Genomic DNA, 18,014 nt, shown 5'->3' with positions numbered 1-18,014 from the left:
ATCCGGCGGTATTTCCTACGAACTCGCATATTCCGTAGGGGGTCACTCGGGGTGGTCGGGGTGTGTGGTGGGGAAATAGCGATCGCGTATGCAGATGTGATCCATATCACTACTTAGCCAATAGTTTGCCTGGTGGGCTGTCTGGTACAGCACTCGGCGACATGAAAATCATGTTCTACAAGAAGGTGCTGTATGGCGAGGTCGTGGTTTATTGTTGAACAACTTGCTTCTTAATCGGCGTATGCTTGATGATTGCCGCCCGCTATCAAGAGGGCGCGGCGGACGGGATGTGCTCGATACACACCCACTGGACTTATGGCCCTTCCCGATGGTGAAGATCCGTTATTTCGCAGCATTCACCGGTTTCGGTGCGGGCGAGACGTGTGATAGAGGCGACTTCCGCGGCGTGGTAGTAATCGTTTGCTGGTGAACATCCAGTCACCGTTCGGGGCGGCGGTGTACTGGGAGTGGGCGCCCGCAGAGTACGTTCTGGCAGAAAGGTCGAGCTGATGCTGCCGCAGGCTCACCCGGTGCTGATGGTGTGTTCGGCACCGTCGTCCGGCGAATCGTGGACTCCCGAACAGGCGCATCTGGTGATGCAGGTGCACATCGAGCACTCGATCGCGGTGTGCGCGGCGAAGCGCCACGCCAAAGCCGTTCTGGTGCAATCGAATCGGATGGTTCCGGCGGATTCGCCACACGTCGGCACCTGACCGGCCGGATCCGGCCGCGACGCCACCTGACCTGCGCCGCGGCCGAATCCGGGTTACTCCGGCAGCAGCACGGGTCACACCCGCTGCCAGAGGGCGGGCGTGGCCGAGGGTGTCCAGCCCGGGTCGTAGGCCGTGTGGGCCTGCAAGCACTTGTATTGCGCGCCTTCGTAGGTCACCACGTCGCCGACCCGGTAGTCGGCGCCCTGCTGCCAGGCCCGCGCGGAGCCGCCCGGGGTGGAGGTCGGCGGTGCGCTGGTGGTGGGTTGCGACGAGGTGGTGGGTTGCGAGGTCGTCGGTGGTGAGGTGGGCGGTTGCAACGGCGTGGTCGGCTGGGTCGAGGTGGTCGGGGCGGGAGTCGTGGTGGTCGGGGCCGGGGTGGTCGTGCCGCCGGTGGAACCGTCGCCGCCGATGTTCAGATCCACGCACGAATAGAACGCGTTGGACGTGTCACCGATGTTCCAGACCGCGAGCAGCTTCTGCTTGCCGCTGAACTTGCTCAGGTCGATCGAGTGGGTGACCGACTCGCCCGGCAGCTCGTTCTTGCCGTCCACCTTGCCCACCTGGGTGTCGCCGATGAAGTACTCCCAGTCGGCGGTCCGGTGCTGCGCGGTGTTCGTCCAGGTGAAATCGACCTTGCCGCTGACGTTCTGGACCTTCCAGCCCTTGCTGTCGTCGTCGAGTTCGGGGTATTTGTTCGCCCCGCAGCTCTTCAGGCCCTTCGGCCCCTCCACGCTCTGCGGCTCGTAACTGATGTCGCCGCAGGACACCACGCCCTGGGCGCACTGGGCCTGGCGGCTCAGCGGCGAGGACACGTAGCCGTGCGCGCTCGCGGCGGCCAGGGGTAGCACGGCGACGACGATCGGCGCGATGGCGGCGGCCGCGCCGACGAGGCTCAGCATTCTTTTGCTCATCGATGCTCCTTGTGAGAGATTGTGGGCGAACGCGCCGGCACGTCGCCCGTGATTGCTCCGAGATGGTTCCGTGATGTTCCGAACCATTTGATTGGAAAGTAATCCTCTAAAACCTAGGCGTCTCGAACCTAGGTCGCAGCAATCGCACAGTCAAACGGTTCGAGCGGCACTCGTCACAGGTGAGCCGATGTCCGGATCGTGCCTGCGCGCTGTGAGCAGCGGGTATGCAGCATGTGGATAACTTTTCGCGAATCGCGGGAACATTCTGTCCGGTCGGCTTATTTGCTCACTGGCAATCGGCTTGCGTGATAAAGAAGCTCCGTTGCCGTGTGCGGAAATGTATGAAATATGCACCCGTGATCTACGGCTATTTCGTGCGAATGCACAATCCTGCGCGGCCGAGTCCACGCGGTGGGACGCATCAGGGCCGCAAACAACGAGGGTGGCGTTGCCATAGCGGCAACGCCACCCTCGGGTGGGCTTTACGAAGCGGTCAGTTCTTCCGGCCCGGAGCCTTCGCGCCGGACTTGAAGCCGAGCCCGCCGGGCTTGGCGGTCGGCGGCTGCACCGCGGAGCCGTTGCCGCCGTTCGCCGCTGCCGTCCCACCGGACGACGATGTCGTCTCGGCGGATTCGGATGTCGCCGCGCCGCTCGACGCCTCGACGGCCGCCGCACCGGCAGCCTCCGAGTCACCGGAGGACGCCTTACCGGCCGCCGCCGAATCATCGGAGGACGCGGGTGCCTCGGGCTGCGCCGGCTCGGCCGGTGCGGACTCGGCGGCGGGCGCGGGCTTCGGCGCGCCGGGCGCCTTCGGGCCGGGCTTCTTGAAGCCGGACTTCATGGCCAGTCCCTTGGGCGCGACGGTCGGCTTGGTCTCGGTCGGACCCGATTCCGCCGGAGCGCTTTCCGCCGTCGATGCCGTCGAGGCCGATCCCGTACCCGTTTCGGCGGCCGTTTCCGCAGGTGCGGACTCCGCAGGCGCGGATTCGGCAGGTGCGGATTCGGCAGCCGGAGTCGCCGCCGCGGCCGACTTCGCACCCGGAGCCTTCGCCCCCGGCTTCTTGAAGCCGGACTTCATCGCGAGCCCCTTGGCCGCCACGGTCGGCTTGGTCTCGGTCGACCCCGACTCCGCCTCGCCCGCTTCGGTTTCCGCGGCCGCCGCGGAACTCTCCGCGGGTGCCGCCTTGGCCCCGGGCGCCTTCGCCGCACCCTTCATGGCAAGACCCTTGCCACCCGGCGCCTTCGCACCGCCCTTCATACCCAGCCCACCGGGCTTGGCGGTCGGGGTAGCGGGCGCCTCGGCCTCCGCCGACTCCGCGGCAGGCTCGGCCTTGGCCCCGGGCGCCTTGGCGGCACCCTTCATCGCAAGACCCTTGCCGCCGGGCGCTTTCGCGCCGCCCTTCATGCCCAGCCCACCGGGCTTGGCGGTCGGGGCCTCGGCGGCGTCCTCGGTGGGCTCGGAAGCGGGTGCCTTCGCGCCCGGTGCCTTCGCGGCCCCCTTCATCGACAGACCACCGCCGCCGGGCGCCTTGCCGCCGCCCTTCATGCCCAGGCCGCCGCCGGGTGCCTTGCCGCCGCCCTTCATGGCGAGGCCGCCGCCCGCGGGGGCGGGCTTGGGCTCGGCGGGTGCGGCGGCCTCGGCCACCGGCTCGGGCTCCGAAACCGGTTCGGGCTCGGGCTGCTTGGGCTGCTGGATCACCTTCAGGTTCTCCGACAGCGTGCCCGGCTCGACCCGCTCGATCGACTGGAGCATCAGCTGCGCCACGTCGACGACCTCGACGCCCTGGCCCACCTCGCCCGAATCCTTGCGCGCGGTGACACCGTCGGTGAGCATCACGCGGCAGAACGGGCAGCCGGTGGCGATCAGGGACGGCTCGTTGCCGCCGTCGAGCGCGGCCAGCGCCTCGTCGGTGCGGTCCAGGTTGACGCGCTTGCCGAGTTGCTCCTCCATCCACATGCGGGCACCGCCGGCGCCACAGCACATGGACCGCTCGCCGTGCCGCGGCATCTCGGTGACCTTCGCCCCCGAGGCGCCCATCAGCTCACGCGGCGCGTTGTAGATCTTGTTGTGCCGGCCCAGGTAGCAGGGGTCGTGGTAGGTGACCTTCTCCGACACCGGCTTCACCCGCACCAGCTTCTGCTGCCGCACCAGGCGGTTCAGCAGCTGGGTGTGGTGCACGACCTCATAGGTGCCGCCCACCTGCGGGTACTCGTTGTTCAGCGCGTTGAAGCAGTGCGCGCAGGTGACGACGATCTTCTTCTTCGAATCCTCGACACCCTCGAACACCGAGTTCAGCGTCTCGATGTTCTGCATGGCCAGCTGCTGGAACAGGAACTCGTTGCCCGCGCGGCGCGCCGAATCGCCGGTGCAGGTCTCCTCCGCGCCCAGCACCATGAACTTCACGCCCGCGGTGGCCAGCAGCTCGGCGACGGCCTTGGTGGTCCGCTTGGCGCGGTCCTCGTAGGCGCCGGCACAGCCGACCCAGAACAGGTACTCGTAGCCGTCGAAGCTCTCGGCGTCCTGGCCGAACACCGGAATGTCGAAGTCCAGCTCCGACATCCAGTTCAGCCGGTCCTTGGCGTTCTGGCCCCAGGGGTTGCCCTTGTTCTCCAGGTTCTTGAACAGACCCGCCAGCTCGGACGGGAACTCCGACTCGATCAGCACCTGGTAGCGGCGCATGTCGATGATGTGGTCGACGTGCTCGATGTCCACCGGGCACTGCTCCACGCACGCGCCGCAGGTGGTGCAGCTCCACAGCACCTCGGGATCGATGATGCCGCTGACATCCGCGCCGCCGACCAGCGGACGCTCCGCCTCGGCCTTCGCCGCGTCGGAGATCTTCGCCAGCGCGGCCTCGTTCGGCTTGCCCTCGGCGTCGACCAGGCCGACCTCGTCGCCGCCCATGTCCTTGCGGCCGCCGGCCAGCAGGTAGGGCGCCTTGGCGACACCGTGGTCGCGCAGCGACATGATCAACAGCTTGGGCGACAACGGCTTACCGGTATTCCACGCCGGGCACTGGCTCTGGCAGCGGCCGCACTCGGTGCAGGTGGTGAAGTCCAGCCAGCCCTTCCACGAGAAGTCCTCGACCCGGCCGACACCGAGGGTGTCGTTGTCGGGGTCGATCTCCTCCATGTCGAGCAGCGCCTTGCCGCCGGAGGTCATCGGCTTGACCGCGCCCAGGGCGACGCCGCCGTCCTTCTCGCGCTTGAAGTAGATGTTGAAGAACGCCGCGAACCGGTGCCACGCGACACCCCAGTTGATGTTGCGGCCGACCAGCAGCAGGAAGGTGCTGCCCGACACCATCTTCACGAACGCGAACACCGAGACCATGGCGACGCTCGACGGCAGCAGCTTGGCGACCTGCATGGTGAAGAAGTCGCTCCAGGCGTTGGCGTGGCCGTAGGTCGCGATCTTGCCGGCCTTCACCAGCACCATGCCCAGGCCCTCGATGAGCACGATCAGCTCGATCGTGTACGCGGGACCGAATTTCGAGCCGCTGAACCGCGACAGCCGCTGCGGCACCCGCGGGTGATTGAGCTGGCGAATGGTGATCAGCACCAGAATGCCGATCACGGTGGCGATGCCGAGCACCTCGTCCATCAGGTGGTAGATGCCCCAGCCGCCGACCAGGGGCCAGTGGAATTCGGGATCGAACGTCTGCGGATACGCCTCGAAATACAGGATGAATCCGGCCAGGAAGCCGATCATCACCAGCCAGTGCGCCCACCCGACGGTGCGGAACTTGTTCATCCGCGTGTGCGCCAGGAACTCGACGAGCATGGTTTTCAAGCGCGGGAGGAACGGCCGCCAGCGGTCCGGGGCGGACTGTCCGATCATGATGGCGCGAACCATCTTGCCGACGCCGCCGATGAATGACGCCCAAGCCACCAGGCTGAACACCACTCCAATCGTGCCCAGCGTCACTGTCAGGGCATTCATGTCGCGACCTTCCTTCGGTTCAACGAGCATCCGACGGCAGGGCTGTTGCCGTCGGCGGTTGCACGCATCCTAACGCCCAGTAAGTTACCCGCCGGTAACTTACCTGTCCACTCTATGATCTCCCGCGGGGCGCGTCCCAGCGTGCTGGTACTTCGCCCTGCGGGCAGTGTGAGCGGACTCACCTGCGGACCCGGCAAGCTGGGGTTTCGCGCGTGTGCGGTTCGGATAACACGGTAAAACCCGGCAAAACCGATCCATCACGAAGGACACGCTTAGTTCCACTGGCGGGAAACGGATCTCGCTTCTAGCCAGTGATTGAATTAGGCTCGCTTCGTCCTGCTTGCTGTGCGAATCTTCACACCGCTCGGGGAGGGTTCTGCAGGTCGCTCGGACGGAGTGGCGACTTGAGGGATGCGTGGGCTCTCGCGGGAAAAGACGCGCCGGCAACACCTGATGATGGATTGGATAACCGAATGAAGTTCCGCAGCAGTACTGCGGTGGGCGCCTTGGCTATCGGCGCCCTGACAGTCGGGTTGGGCACCGCGCATGCCGAACCCGCGGCCCCGGCCGAACATACCGACAAGACCATCGGATACTCGGTCGCACAGGAAGACAAGACTGTCGTGGCCCGGCTGGGTAACGGGGGGACCTTCGAGCTGGTCGCGCCGCCGGCCGCGACGGCGACCGAAATCGCCGCGGAGGCCACCGAACCCGCGCCCACTCAGGTCAACGTCAAGGACGACAAGGGCAACACCGTCCTGAGCTTCCCGCTTGAGTACACGATCACCGGGCAGCGCATTCCGGTCGCCTCGGAGCTGAAGGAAGACGGCAAGGTGCTGGCGGTCACGCCGGAACGGCCGGCCGGCTTGCCGACCGACCAGCCGCTGAACGTGAAGCCGGTCGCGAAGCCGATCGCCTCGCCGGTCGAGAACCAGCGGGCGCTGACCGACTTCTCCACCTACTTCGGTCTGTCGACGGCGATCGGCGGCTTCGTGGGCACCGCGATCGGTGCGGTGGTCGGTTGCGCGCTCGGTCTGATCGGTGTGGTCGTCGGCTGCCTCGTCGGCCTGCCCACGGGTGCGGCCATCGGTGGCATCCTCGGCACCATCGTCGTCGGCGGCCCCACCCTGGTGGCGGCCGGCACGGACCTGGTGAGCACGCTGAACGCGCCCCCCGGCACCACCAAGTGGACCGACGACGCCATTCAGAAGCAGCAGCAGGTACAGCAGCCGGCACCGGTGAACTGACCCGCGTGGTCCGATCGGCCCGCTCTCCCTCGGGAGGGCGGGCCGATCGCTGTGTGTACCGGTCACTCCGATCCGGCGTTGGGAACTTCCTCCCGCGTCGTTTCCGCTAGGCTCCACCTCGTCGTGTGCATTACGCACACCCGTGGCCCCAGACTGCCGGTGGGCCGCGCGTGTGCGATGCGACCTGATGAGGGATTGGAAGACCGAATGAGTTTCCGCGCAATGACCGCTGCCGGAGCCATGGTCATCGGTGCGATGACCGTCGCCGCCGGTACCGCCTACGGCGAACCCGCCGCGCCGGGCCCCGAGTACATCGACTACGCCACCCGGGTGGTCGACCGCACGATCGTCACGACGCTGAAAGGCGGGACCTTCGCGCTCGTCGACACGCCGGATCTCGCGTCCGACGGGCAGCAGGTGCTCGAATTGCGAGACCGCGCAGGCGATGTCGCGCTGCGGATGCCGCTGAACTTCCGGGTCGCCGGGGTGCCGGTGCCGGTCCGGTCGGCGGTGCGGGACGAGGGCCGGGTACTGGAGCTGACTCCGGACCAGCCCGCCGAGGTGGATCAGGTGCACCCGTTGACCGCGGTGCGGCCGATCGCCTCGCCGGTCGAGAACGACCGCGCCATCAATGATTTCGCTACCAAGCTGGCGTTGAGCGGGGGTATCGGGACGGCGATCGGCACGGTGCTCGGTGTCGCGGTCGGCGTGGTGCTCGGCATCCCGATCGGCGGTGCCATCGGTTGCGCCGTGGATGTCGCCACGGGATGCCTTCCCGGACTGATCATCGGTGCCGTCGCGGGCGGTATCGTCGGCGCGCTCGGAGTCGGCATCATCGGCGCGGCCATCGGCGGCGGCCCGACCGTGAGCACCGCCGGTGTCGAGATGCTCAACACCCTCCAGGCCCCGCCCGGCACCACGCCGTGGGCCGACCTCTCGCAGTCGCCGAACAACCCGGTGCAGCCCGCGCCCGCCCCGCAGCCCGCGCCCGCCGCGCCGCAGCCGAGCGCACCACTGGTGGCGCCCAACTGATTTCACGACCCCCAGGCCCGCTCTCCTCGCGAGAGCGGGCCTGTTCGTTACCGCGGTCGATCAGTCGGGTAGCTCCAGCCGCCCGCTGAACGACACCTCGCCTTGCTCGCGCCCGAGGCGGCCGAAGGAGCGCTCGGCGACCGTGAAGCGGCCGTCCTCCCGAACGAGCAGCACTGTGCTGCACCGGGTTCCGTGCATGGTGTCGGACACGAAGCGCGCCGACACCGCGCGCTCGCGGCGGCGCGAGAGTCCCGTGTCGGGCAGTTCGTCGTCGGGCGCGACGGCACGGTCGGCCAGCACGTCTAAATAGCTCGCCACCTCCGCCGTATCCGTCTCGAGCACGGCGCGCAGGGCGAGCAGCCCGTCGCGGACTTTCGGCCAGGCGGCCGCGCCGTTGTCGGTGCGGATCGCGACGGCCCCGTCGCCGGCCGGGCCGTGCTCCGCCGAACCGAGCAGCGCGCCGTTGGACAGGCCGTGCAGGCCCGCGGCCAGTTCCAGGGGCGCGTGCGCGCTGCGATTGCTGTGCCACCACAGCGTGTCCAGGTCCGAGGCGATCAGGTTGAAGCCGTTGTAGTCGTCGGGGGCCGCCGCGACGCGCCGGGCGAACTGCTTCGGACCGGAATCGCCGTTCAGAAAATCCATCAGCAGCGCGCCGCGCGACCGCACGCCGACGCGGGCCTCCGCCGGGCCGCGCACGTTCGTCACCGTGGCGAAGCGGTGCCGGTCGGGCACCAGCCCCAGCCAGGTGCCGGGCACCGGATTGCCCGCGCCCAGATCGCGGCCCGCCAGCAGTCCCGGCACCTCGCGCCACCACCGCATCGATTCGGTTGGGCGGGTGTAGAACTCGTCCCGATTGGCCGCCACGATCAGCCGGTACTCGGGGTGCGCCCGCCAGCCCAACAGAACCAGACACATGCGTCCAGGATGCCCGACCGCGCGCGGCCCGGTACACGGCCCTGCGCTGCCGGTGAACTGCCCGACGCCCGGGACGGCGAAAGGGCCGGTGGCTGCCCGCCACCGGCCCTTTCGAGGGGTACTGCTAGCTGGTGCGCACCCGCAGGCCCGGGTTGTCCGAGAGCACCACGCTCACCGGCTGCGCGAACAGCTGCGGGGCGTTGCCGGTCAGGGCGCCGATCAGGTTGGGGATCTCGCAGATCGGGTAGTCGGCCACCGACGAGGCGCTGGAGATGCCCAGGGCCTGGGTGCCGGTCACGATCGGGCCGCCGCTGTCACCCGGCAGGGCGCAGATGTTGGCCGAGAACGCCTGGGTGAGCTGGCGCTCGCCGACATCCACCGTCTGGTCCACGGCGTTGACCACACCGCAGGAGAAGCCGGTGCGCGAACCGGACTTGCAGACCGGGGCGCCCACCACCGGGGTGGCCACGCCGGTGATCGCGATCGGGGCCTGGCCCGGGACGCGAACCTGGTTGTTGGAGAAGCGGTCCCGCGCGTCGTCGTTGATCGACACGATCGAGTAGTCCTGCTCGCCCAGCACCGACTTCTGGAAGGTGCCCAGCTGCGCGCCGGTCTTGTTGCCCGGCAGCAGCTCGAACATGGCCGGGGCGTTGGCGGTGCCGGCGGCCGGGATGTTCGGGTCGCAGTGGCCCGCGGTGATGTTCACGATGTTGTCGTTGCGGTCCAGGCCGTTGAAACCGGCCGAGCAGACCAGCTTCATCCGACCGGCCACCGACGCGTAGCCGTCACCGGCCGCGTAGGCACCGGGGCCCTGGTCGCCCGCGATCGGGGTGGCCTGGGCGACGTCGGACTGCTCCGGGCCGACCGGCGGCGCGGCCATCACGATCACCCGCGCCGGATCGACGAAGCCGGGCATCGGCAGGCCGGGCTTGTCCACCCGCACCGCGATGCTGTTGTTCACCGTGTCGACCACCACGCCGCGCACCGCCTGCGCCACGGCCTCCGGCTGGGTCGAGAGCCACTGCTGGAAGGCGTTCTTCTCGCCGCGCAGCACCGACTCGCTCTTGGCGACGTCCTTGACCTTGAAGCCGGCGTCCTGCGCGGCCTTGCGGGCGTCGTCCACGCCCTGCCCCTGCGCCAGCGCGACCGTCGGCAGGCCGCCGTCGTCGAGCCAGGCGCCCGCGAACGCCTGCGGGAACTGCCGCTGCGCGGTGGTGGCGAACGCGCCCACCTGCTGGGCGACATCGGCGCGGTGCAGATACTCCTCGGGGGAGATCTTCAGGTCGCGGGACACGGCCGCGGCGAGGGCGGCCGGCAGATTCGACGCCGGGGCGGCGGGTTCCGCGGACACCGTCGCCGCCGCAACCGGCCCGAGGGCCAGGGCCGCCGCCGAGGCGATGACGGCGGTCTTGCGGAGACGGCTGCGCGGGTTACGCCCCACGGCGGACGACGAAAGACGGATGCGTGGCAGGAGCATGTGCCGACTATATGGGTTCGGGACCGTTATGCCTACTTGTCCGTGCGATTGTTTCAACGGACACGCGGGCATTCCGATACAGCGCCCAGGCGTTTCGCGAAAAATTCATCCGGTATTCGGCTTTCACCCGGCGTTCGCGCGGGTGCGCACCGCGATGCCCGAGCCGATCCCGCCCGCGGATTCGGCATCGATATCGGCGAGGATCGCGCGAATCGGAATACCGAGCGACGCGGTGCCGCCGTACTGCGCGAGACCGATGTTGGCCTCGTTGCAATCCGGTGCGTCGGCCGCGTTCGAGCCGCTGGTGATGCCCAGGGCGAGGGTGCCCGTCACGATCGCGCCGCCGCTGTCGCCGCCCAGGGTGCAGGCCGAGCTGGCGAAGCCGCGCACCGTCTTGGACTGGCCCTCCGCGGTGAACAGCTGCGTCTCGACCCGGTCCGCGACGACGAAACCGCAGGTGAACGTGGAGGATTGGCCCGATTTGCAGATCGGCGCGCCGACCACCGGATCGGCGGTGCCGGTGAGGTTGATGGTGGTGCCGTTGGCGCCGCGCACCGACGGCTGGTCCATGCCCGCCCGCACCGCGCGGTCGCTGAGCTGGATCACCGAGTAGTCCAGGCCGCTGCTGCCACCGACGTGCGCGCGCACGAAGGTGCCCAGTTTCGGGCTGGCCTTGAGATTGCGAACGTCGGGCAGATAGACGTCGGCCTTGCCATCGCCCTTGTCGAGGTTCGGATCGCAATGGCCGGCACTGATATTCAACGCGTTGCCCGCGGCGTCGACGCTGTTGAAACCGAACGAGCAGACGTCGACGGACTTCAAGCCCGCGTCGTCGAGCGAGGTCGGGGCGCTGATATAGGTGTCGCCGCCCATCGGCCGGCGTTCCACCGGGCCGCCGCCGTCGGGCGAGAGCACCACCTTGATATTGGCGATGAGCGTCGGCAGATTGAGCAGGTGACCGGCCGGGGTATTGGCGACGGTCAGCACCAATTGGCTGTTGAGAAAGTCGATGGCCACCGAGTTGATCGCCACGGCGATGTCGCGGGGCAGGCCGCCGATCCAACCGACCAGCTGGTCGAGCGAAGTCTCCAGGTTGTCCGCGGAAATCGGGGCGAGCCGGGTCTGGTAGCCCGCCGCGCCCGCGGTCTGGGCGGCGTCGAGCGAGGTGACCGCCATGACGGGCTTGCCGTCCGGATTCAGCCACGCGCCGGCGAACTCGTCGGGGCGTTCGGCGCGGAAGTCGTGCGCGTACTGGCGCAGTTGCTGGGCGCGGGCCGCGCGGTCGAGGTATTCCGCGGGCGTCATCTTCAGGTCGCGGCTGATCGCCTCGGCCATCTCGGCGGGGAGCTGTTCGGCGTCGAGCTGCACCGTCTCGGGCGCGGGGTCCGCCAGCGCGGGTGCGGCACCGAACCAGGGGCCGGCGAGGACAGTCGAGGCGAACGCGGCGGCGGCAGCTTTGACCGCGGCGCGACGCGCCGGCAACTTGCGCATGAAGTCCCTTCGTCAGGCACGCGTTGTGCCAGGTGAATCAGCGGGCCGTGAAACCGTTGTGCGGCAACAGCCCCCGTCCTGCAAGCACACCGAGTGCTCGGTTCGGAACCGGGCACTCGGGTCAGCGCTTCACTTTAGGGCACAAACGCGTTCGGTTCGCTACGAAACGATCACGGAATCCGCGCGTACGGCGTCTGCGTTGCCGGTGGCGGCAGCCAGCTCGGGTACGGCAGGAACGGAATGACCGTGGTCGGCGTCCGGCGCGGGGTGCTCGGCGTGGTCCGGGTGGGCCGCTGCGGAGTGGTCGTCGCCGACGGTGGCGGCGGCGGTTCGGAGGTCGGCGGTGGCGGCGGCGTGGTCTCCGGCGGCTCGGGCTCCGGGGCGGGTTCCTCGATGATCGTCGTCGGCGGCGGGGCGACGAAAACCGGTGGCGGGGGCGGGACGAGGGACGTCGGCGCGGGCTCGGACCGCGCGTTCGGTAGTGGCGACACGGGTTCGGAGGTGTCGTCGTGCACCACCAGGCCCACGGCGACGCCGCCCAGCACCAAGCCCAGCGCCGCCGCGCCGGCGGCGATCAGCAGTACGGTGCGGCGGTGGCGGCGCGGTTGCGGCGGCGCGGCGGCCGCGGGCTGCTCGGCGTCGGCGGCCGGAACCGGTTCGGCCGCCTCGGTTTCCGGGTAGACCGCGGGCGTGGCCGCGGCGTAGGCGGCGGGCATGGCGGCCGAATAGGCCTGCATCGTCTGGTCGTCGGACGGCAGCGCGGGGAGCACGTCGGTGACGATCAGCGAATTCTCGGTGTGGGTCGGGTCCGGCGGGGTGGCGCCGGCCGGGGTGGCCAGCACGGCCGCCAGCGCCGCGCGGGCCGCGTCCCGGGCGTAGGCGCGGCCGTCGACGGCACCGTCCGCGGTCGTGCCGGGATCGGGGAGTTCGCCCTCGCTCACCAGCACCACCGACCGCAGGCCGAGGTAGTCGAGGGCGTCGCGCAGGGCCGTCACCTGCTGCGCGGGCCAGTCGGCGGGGTGGGTGGCGTAGAACTCGGCGGGGCCGTTCAAATGCTCGGCGGCCAGATTGATCAGGCAGAACAGGGCCGTCGCGACCAGATCCTCGGCGCGGTAGGCCTCGCCGTCGTCGACCGAGATGCCGGCCGGGTCGCCGACCGCGTCGAAAAAGCCGGTGATCGAATGGGAATGGCCGGACGGCGGGTCGCCGCCGAGCGCGGCGTCGCCGTCGTCGGACATGTGCAGCACCGACTCGCGAACGATGTAGTGGGGTTCGGGCGAGTCGTCGTCCGTCTCGCCGGCGCCGGCGACGATGGCCGCGAGGCATTCGTCCGCGGCGATGCGCAGGCCCACCCCTGTGGCCATCCTCGTTACCTCGCTTCGGTGCGTCCCGGTCGGCTCCGCACCGATGTCACACGAGCAGCGAGCCGTGGCCCATGGCGCGGAGCATCGACAATAACTCGGATCGGGACCCGGCCCCGATCCGACGCCGGATGCGCGCGACATGATGTTCCACCGTCTTCGCCGAGATGTACAGCCGAGCGCCGATTTCCCGGTAGGTCAACCCCAGTAGCACGAGCTCGGCGACCTCGCGTTCGCGCTCGCTGAGAATGGCGTCGCTGCGGGGCGCGGGTTCGGGCCGCGGTTCGGCCGCGGGCTCGGGTGGGCGGATCGGCAATTGCGGCGGCCGGGATTCGGTGCGCACCGTGCGGGCCAGTTTCAGCAGGGCCGTCGCGACGGTCGAGTCGTCGGCCGCCAGGGCGGCCTCGCTGGCCAGCCGGGCGGCGTCCCACACCATGCCGATGCCGGCCAGCCGGCGCACCGCGGCCGCCACCTCGTCCGGGGCCACGGAGCCGCGCAGGGCCAGCACCCAGGTGCGGCCCGCGTCGGCCAGCGCCGCGGCGTGCGGATCGCCGGCCTGCGCCGCGGCCTTCAAATGCTGTGCGTGCGGGAGCAATTCGTCGGGACGCTCGCGGGCGATCGCGGCCTGGATCGCGTACCAGTGGTAGGCGTTGGCCCAGGCGGGCGGGTTGCCCAAGCGCCGCAACAGTTTTCCCGCGGCGTCGACCAGCGCGGCCACCCGGCTCTCGTCCTGCAACCGGATCCCGGCCAGCCACAGCTCGCCGATCGGCAGCAGCGCCAGCAGGTCCACGCCGATGTCGTCGAACAGCGGGTGCGCCGCCTGCCAGGCCAGCGTGAGCGCGGTGTGGTCGCCGCCGCGCCGGGCCAGCCCGACCAGCACCCCGTGCGCGAGCAGCCGATCCCGCGCGGACAGCCGCCCGAGATCCACGGCCGCCGCGAGCTGCGTGGCGGCCTGTTCGTCCCCACCCAGCATCGAGGTCCACGCCGACAGCACCAGCAGCTGCTGATCGCGCAGCGCGACCTCACCACTCGGCTCGGCCGGCGCCGGTGCCGCCGCACCGTGCAGCGCGTCGGCCGCCCGCCGCGGTTCCCCCATGCTCAGGCACAACAGCGTCGCGACCGACACCGCCGTGCAGGGCAGGAAATCCGTGGTCGCCGAGGAGAGTTCGGCCCGCGCCGCCTGAATCAGCGCCGAGGCCGCCGTCAGCGACGCGGCACGGCCGGGGGTGCGGTCGGCCGAGCAGGTGCCGCCGAAACCGCTGGTGCCGTTGGCATCCGGGGTGCCGGGTTCGAGTGCGGCGTCCGAGTTTCGCGTATCGCCGGGGACTCCAGAGCCGTCGGCTGCCCACGGTCGGGCGGGACGTTGCGTGCGGGGCCGGGGTGTGTCGTCGAATGCGGGTGCGCTGTCCGGGTTCGGCGTGTGGGCGGAGTTCGGTGAACCGTTGGCCGCTCGTGTGCCGTCGAATCCTGGTGTGTTGGCGGAGTTGCTCGTGCCGTCGGAACTCCGTGCTGTGTCGGGAATTTGCGTGGTGGCCGAGTGGTGCGCGGAGTCGAAACCGTTTGTGGAGGAGGGGCTTTGCGCGCCGAGGGGCACGCGGTCGGTGGTCGGTGTGTGGTGCGGGCTTCGGGTGTCGGTGGAGGTTCGCGACGTGGCGAGGCCCCGGGTGTCGGCGAAGGTTGCGGCTTCGGCGGCGTCGGGCGTGGAGGGCTGGATTCCGTTGGTGGAGTGGGCTACTCCGAGGGAGTCGGCCAGTGCGGTGGCGATCAGGCCCGCGCGGGCCGTGGTCTGGGTCGGGGGCCACAGGGCGGCGGAGGCGGACATGGCGTCGGCCGTGTCGACGTCGCCCGCCAGGTACAGGACGGTGGCGCCGACGGCCCAGTCGGTGCCGATCCGCTGCGGGCCGAGCCAGGAATAGAGTTCGGCGGCGCGGGCGGCCAGGCCGCGGCGCGTCCACACACCGGCGCACACCCGCACGGCCGCGGCGAGTTCGGCGACCGGGCCGTCGGAGCGGCCCAGCATCGGCTCGGCGAGCCGCAGGGCGACCTCCGTATTGCCCGCGCGAGCGGCGGCCTCGGCCCAGCGCAGCGTCACCGCCGGGGCGGGACGCCAACCGGTCCCGGTGCCGCTGGCGGCCGCGGCCGCGTAGTAGCGAACCGTCTCGGAACCGGCCGACTCCGCTGCGGCACAGAGGAATTCGGCGAGCCGCGCATCGCGGACACCCGACTCCGCGAGCAGCAGCGCGGTGTGGTCGCGCAGCAGTCCGGCATCGAGGCGGGCCTGTAGCAGGCGGCGCTGCACCAGGAGGAAACGACGGTCGCCGACGAGCGTGCGCAGCGGGGCGACCGCGAGCGCGAGCAGCAGGTCGGCGTCGGTCACCAGGGCGCTGGCGCGGGCCCGGTCGATGAGATCCAGCGCGTCGCCGTCGGAGCTGTTCAATACCTCGGTGAGTTCGGCCGGGTCCAGCCCGGTGCCGGTGGCCGCCACCACGAACGCGTCCAGCAGGGCGGGATCGGTGTCGTCGAGCAGCGACCGCGCCCAGCCCGCCACCGCCTCGTCGACCGCGCCGATGCTCCCGTCCAGCCGGGTGGCGCAGGCCGCCGACAGCGCCGCCACCACGCCGCCGTGGATGCCCGCGGTACGGCCGTGGATGTGCTGGGCCACCGGCCGCGGCACCATCATCCCCAATTCCCTCGCGAACGGGGCGATGTCGGCCACGCCGAGCGGGCGCAGATCGACCACCCGGCCGCGGCGCGCGACCGCGTCGGTGAACGCCCGCAGCGCCGGATCGTGCGGCCGCGGGCGGGTGGCGATCACCATCGTGCAACAGCCGGATTCCACCGCGGCGCAGAGCTTCACCAGCTCACTGGGGTCCAGCGTGTGAGCGTCGTCGACGATCAGCGCCGCCCGCCCGCCGGACGTGCCGGTGGCCTCGGCGACCGTGTCGCAGGAGACGATGCCGCGACCGCGCAGGCGGGTGCGGAGGGCCGCCAGCAGCGTCGACTTGCCGGTGCCGGAGCGCCCGCGCATCAGGTAGACCTGGGGTTCCGGACTCGGGGAATCCAACTCGCGGAACATCTCTCGTACGCCCGGCAGCGACTCGTGGGCGACGGCTGTAGTGCTTGTCACCGGGTCTCAACCACCTGTGTGTCCGAGGATCTGGCCCGGGGCGTCCAGGACCGTGCCGAGAGTGTCGCCCGTGTGGTCGATGACGTCGCCCAGGGTGCCGCCGGGCTGGGCGGGCAGCGTGGGCGCGGACGGTGCCGTGGGCACGTTCGGTGGCTGTGCCTGGACCGGAGGTGGTTGCGGCGCGGGCGAATTGGGTGCCGCGGGCGCGCTCGGGTTACCGGGTGCGGCGGGATCGCCGGTGGCAGGAGCGGGTGCGCCCGCTTGCGCGGGGCTGCCCGGCTGGCCCGGATTGCCCGGCTGGCCGGGACTTCCCGCGGCGGAGGTCGCCGCGACCGGAACAGCCGCTCCGGTGCCGGAACCCGACCCGGGCACGCCGCTGGCGGCGGCTCCCACCGCCGCACCGGACGTCGCACCGGAACCCTGTGCCGCCGACTGCAATCCGCCGGACGAGGCCGACCCGGTCGTGGAAGTCGTTGAGGAAGAAGGAGAGTCGATCGCCGTACCGAGCGCGAGCGTCCCCGTCGCCAGCGCGGCTACCGCCGCCGCCGCGCCGCCGATGAGCGCCATCCGCCGCCAGGTACCCGCGCGAGAACGACTGTCGGCGTCCTCGGGCAGGGCGGGCAACGGCGAGACCGCAGGCGGCTCGTGGTCTTGCGCGGTCGGCGGAGTGCGGTCGTGCTGCTTCCCCTGCTCGGTGTGGTCGCGTCGAGTCGCTGCCCGAGGTGCCGGTGGTGCGTGTTGTGCGGACGAAGCGTGGTGGCGCTGTGCCGGGAGGGAGTCGGTGGGCGCCGTCGGGACAGCCGGTGCGGCAATGGTTTCGGTGGATTCGGCGAGCAGGTCGGCGGCGAGCAGGGCCGCGCCGTGTGCGCCGGTGTGCGCGGGCGCGGCGGTGGCGATGACCGGGACGCCGAACTCCGTGGACAGCAGTTCGGTGAGCAACGGGATGGCGCTGCCGCCCCCGGTCGGCAGGATCGCGCCCACCGCGACGCCCGCGCGGGTCAGCGCCTCGCGCACCGACCGCATCGAGTCCAGCAGCGGCTCGCGCAGCAACTCCTCGATGTCGTCGCGGACGAGGCGGATGTCGCGGCCGGGCAGGCCGGGGAAGCGCACCTCCACGACCGTGGCGGTAATTCCGGAAAGGTCTTCTTTCGCTTTTCGGCAGCGCTGCCGCAGCGCCGACAATTCCGATTCCACCACCGGGTCGAACGGGTCGAGATCGTAATCGCCCAGCGCGTTTGCCAGAACGTAACGCAACACCAGTAGATCGAATTCGCTGCCCGCCACCTCGTCGGCGCGGACGGACTCGGCGAGCAGACCCGCCGGGCCGACGACCGAGACGGTCAGGCCCGTGCTGCCCAGGTCGTAGACGAGGACGGCGTCGTGCTCGGAAGCACGGTGCTCCTCGGCCAGGCGACGGACCGCGGCCACGGCCTCGGGGACCAGGGTCACGGCGTGTCGGCCGGCGGCGTCCAGGGCCGCCCGCTGGGCTGCCACGACGTGCGGCTGCCACCACGTCGGGTGGCCGAGCACGGTGTGCGCCGGGGCGTGGTCGTCGATCACCGCGCCGATCACGCCCGCCACCAGATCCGCGGCCGCGACGGACGAGCCGTCGGCGGTCAGCATGTCCACGGGGTCGCCGACGCGTGCCAGGAAGCCGTCCGACACGCCCGGCGGTGCGCTGGGCCGAGTGCGGACGGTGACATCGTCGGTGCTGCCGTACTCGCACGAAGTCGTGACGGCGACCGTGTGCGACGACCCGACGGTGATGCCGAGCGCCAGGCCCTGAGTCATTCGAGAACC

General features: G+C 70.4%; 11 protein-coding genes. 3 read left to right on the top strand and 8 right to left on the bottom strand.

The genetic code is table 11. From position 1 onward, the window contains the following. Window positions 1–509: 509 nt before the first annotated feature. On the top strand, window positions 510–713 hold the full coding sequence (locus IU476_RS28975) for a hypothetical protein (protein WP_195105496.1): 204 nt from the start codon (window positions 510–512) through the stop codon (window positions 711–713). A 74-nt stretch (window positions 714–787) separates the two neighbouring features. Here the strand turns inward: IU476_RS28975 and IU476_RS28970 are convergent, their stop codons facing one another. Both IU476_RS28970 and IU476_RS28965 read right to left on the bottom strand, forming a co-directional pair. After that, window positions 788–1,624, bottom strand: coding sequence for a lytic polysaccharide monooxygenase (locus tag IU476_RS28970; RefSeq protein ID WP_195105453.1), 837 nt, complete (start codon window positions 1,622–1,624; stop codon window positions 788–790). 493 nt (window positions 1,625–2,117) lie between these two features. Beyond that, the gene (locus IU476_RS28965; RefSeq protein ID WP_195105452.1) at window positions 2,118–5,564 is read right to left on the bottom strand and encodes a heterodisulfide reductase-related iron-sulfur binding cluster; all 3,447 of its coding nucleotides are present in this window, start codon (window positions 5,562–5,564) and stop codon (window positions 2,118–2,120) included. 473 nt (window positions 5,565–6,037) lie between these two features. On the opposite strand from IU476_RS28965, the gene IU476_RS28960 reads away from it, so the two are divergent. Next, on the top strand, window positions 6,038–6,811 hold the full coding sequence (locus tag IU476_RS28960) for a DUF8020 domain-containing protein (protein ID WP_195105451.1): 774 nt from the start codon (window positions 6,038–6,040) through the stop codon (window positions 6,809–6,811). Window positions 6,812–7,033: 222 nt separating this feature from the next. Then, the gene (locus tag IU476_RS28955; protein ID WP_195105450.1) at window positions 7,034–7,843 is read left to right on the top strand and encodes a DUF8020 domain-containing protein; all 810 of its coding nucleotides are present in this window, start codon (window positions 7,034–7,036) and stop codon (window positions 7,841–7,843) included. A 60-nt stretch (window positions 7,844–7,903) separates the two neighbouring features. Here the strand turns inward: IU476_RS28955 and IU476_RS28950 are convergent, their stop codons facing one another. The 6 genes from IU476_RS28950 to IU476_RS28925 all read right to left on the bottom strand — a co-directional run bounded on the left by IU476_RS28950 (window position 7,904) and on the right by IU476_RS28925 (window position 18,005). After that, on the bottom strand, window positions 7,904–8,758 hold the full coding sequence (locus tag IU476_RS28950) for an NRDE family protein (RefSeq protein ID WP_195105449.1): 855 nt from the start codon (window positions 8,756–8,758) through the stop codon (window positions 7,904–7,906). A 124-nt stretch (window positions 8,759–8,882) separates the two neighbouring features. Further along, window positions 8,883–10,235, bottom strand: a complete 1,353-nt coding sequence (locus IU476_RS28945) for a S1 family peptidase (protein ID WP_195105448.1) — start codon at window positions 10,233–10,235, stop codon at window positions 8,883–8,885. A 123-nt stretch (window positions 10,236–10,358) separates the two neighbouring features. Next, entirely contained in the window at window positions 10,359–11,726 is a 1,368-nt protein-coding gene (locus IU476_RS28940; protein ID WP_195105447.1) for a S1 family peptidase, read from the bottom strand. A 170-nt stretch (window positions 11,727–11,896) separates the two neighbouring features. After that, on the bottom strand, window positions 11,897–13,090 hold the full coding sequence (locus IU476_RS28935) for a hypothetical protein (RefSeq protein ID WP_195105446.1): 1,194 nt from the start codon (window positions 13,088–13,090) through the stop codon (window positions 11,897–11,899). A 46-nt stretch (window positions 13,091–13,136) separates the two neighbouring features. Continuing rightward, window positions 13,137–16,163 (bottom strand): LuxR C-terminal-related transcriptional regulator, encoded by a 3,027-nt coding sequence (locus IU476_RS28930; protein WP_195105493.1) that lies wholly within the window; start codon window positions 16,161–16,163, stop codon window positions 13,137–13,139. A gap of 57 nt (window positions 16,164–16,220) precedes the next feature. After that, window positions 16,221–18,005, bottom strand: coding sequence for an Hsp70 family protein (locus IU476_RS28925; RefSeq protein ID WP_195105445.1), 1,785 nt, complete (start codon window positions 18,003–18,005; stop codon window positions 16,221–16,223). Window positions 18,006–18,014 lie beyond the last annotated feature (9 nt).

The sequence above is a fragment of the Nocardia blacklockiae genome (genome assembly GCF_015477355.1).
Taxonomy (GTDB): Bacteria; Actinomycetota; Actinomycetes; order Mycobacteriales; family Mycobacteriaceae; genus Nocardia; species Nocardia blacklockiae.
This window is presented reverse-complemented; position numbering and strand designations above follow the sequence as displayed.

What these genes read in the sequence shown, in the direction of transcription:
- IU476_RS28975 (WP_195105496.1), top strand. Translation starts at nt 510, where the DNA reads ATGCTGCCGCAGGCTCACCCGGTGCTGATGGTGTGTTCGGCACCGTCG.
- IU476_RS28970 (WP_195105453.1), bottom strand. Translation starts at nt 1,624, where the DNA reads ATGAGCAAAAGAATGCTGAGCCTCGTCGGCGCGGCCGCCGCCATCGCG.
- IU476_RS28965 (WP_195105452.1), bottom strand. Translation starts at nt 5,564, where the DNA reads ATGAATGCCCTGACAGTGACGCTGGGCACGATTGGAGTGGTGTTCAGC.
- IU476_RS28960 (WP_195105451.1), top strand. Translation starts at nt 6,038, where the DNA reads ATGAAGTTCCGCAGCAGTACTGCGGTGGGCGCCTTGGCTATCGGCGCC.
- IU476_RS28955 (WP_195105450.1), top strand. Translation starts at nt 7,034, where the DNA reads ATGACCGCTGCCGGAGCCATGGTCATCGGTGCGATGACCGTCGCCGCC.
- IU476_RS28950 (WP_195105449.1), bottom strand. Translation starts at nt 8,758, where the DNA reads ATGTGTCTGGTTCTGTTGGGCTGGCGGGCGCACCCCGAGTACCGGCTG.
- IU476_RS28945 (WP_195105448.1), bottom strand. Translation starts at nt 10,235, where the DNA reads ATGCTCCTGCCACGCATCCGTCTTTCGTCGTCCGCCGTGGGGCGTAAC.
- IU476_RS28940 (WP_195105447.1), bottom strand. Translation starts at nt 11,726, where the DNA reads ATGCGCAAGTTGCCGGCGCGTCGCGCCGCGGTCAAAGCTGCCGCCGCC.
- IU476_RS28935 (WP_195105446.1), bottom strand. Translation starts at nt 13,090, where the DNA reads ATGGCCACAGGGGTGGGCCTGCGCATCGCCGCGGACGAATGCCTCGCG.
- IU476_RS28930 (WP_195105493.1), bottom strand. Translation starts at nt 16,163, where the DNA reads ATGTTCCGCGAGTTGGATTCCCCGAGTCCGGAACCCCAGGTCTACCTG.
- IU476_RS28925 (WP_195105445.1), bottom strand. Translation starts at nt 18,005, where the DNA reads ATGACTCAGGGCCTGGCGCTCGGCATCACCGTCGGGTCGTCGCACACG.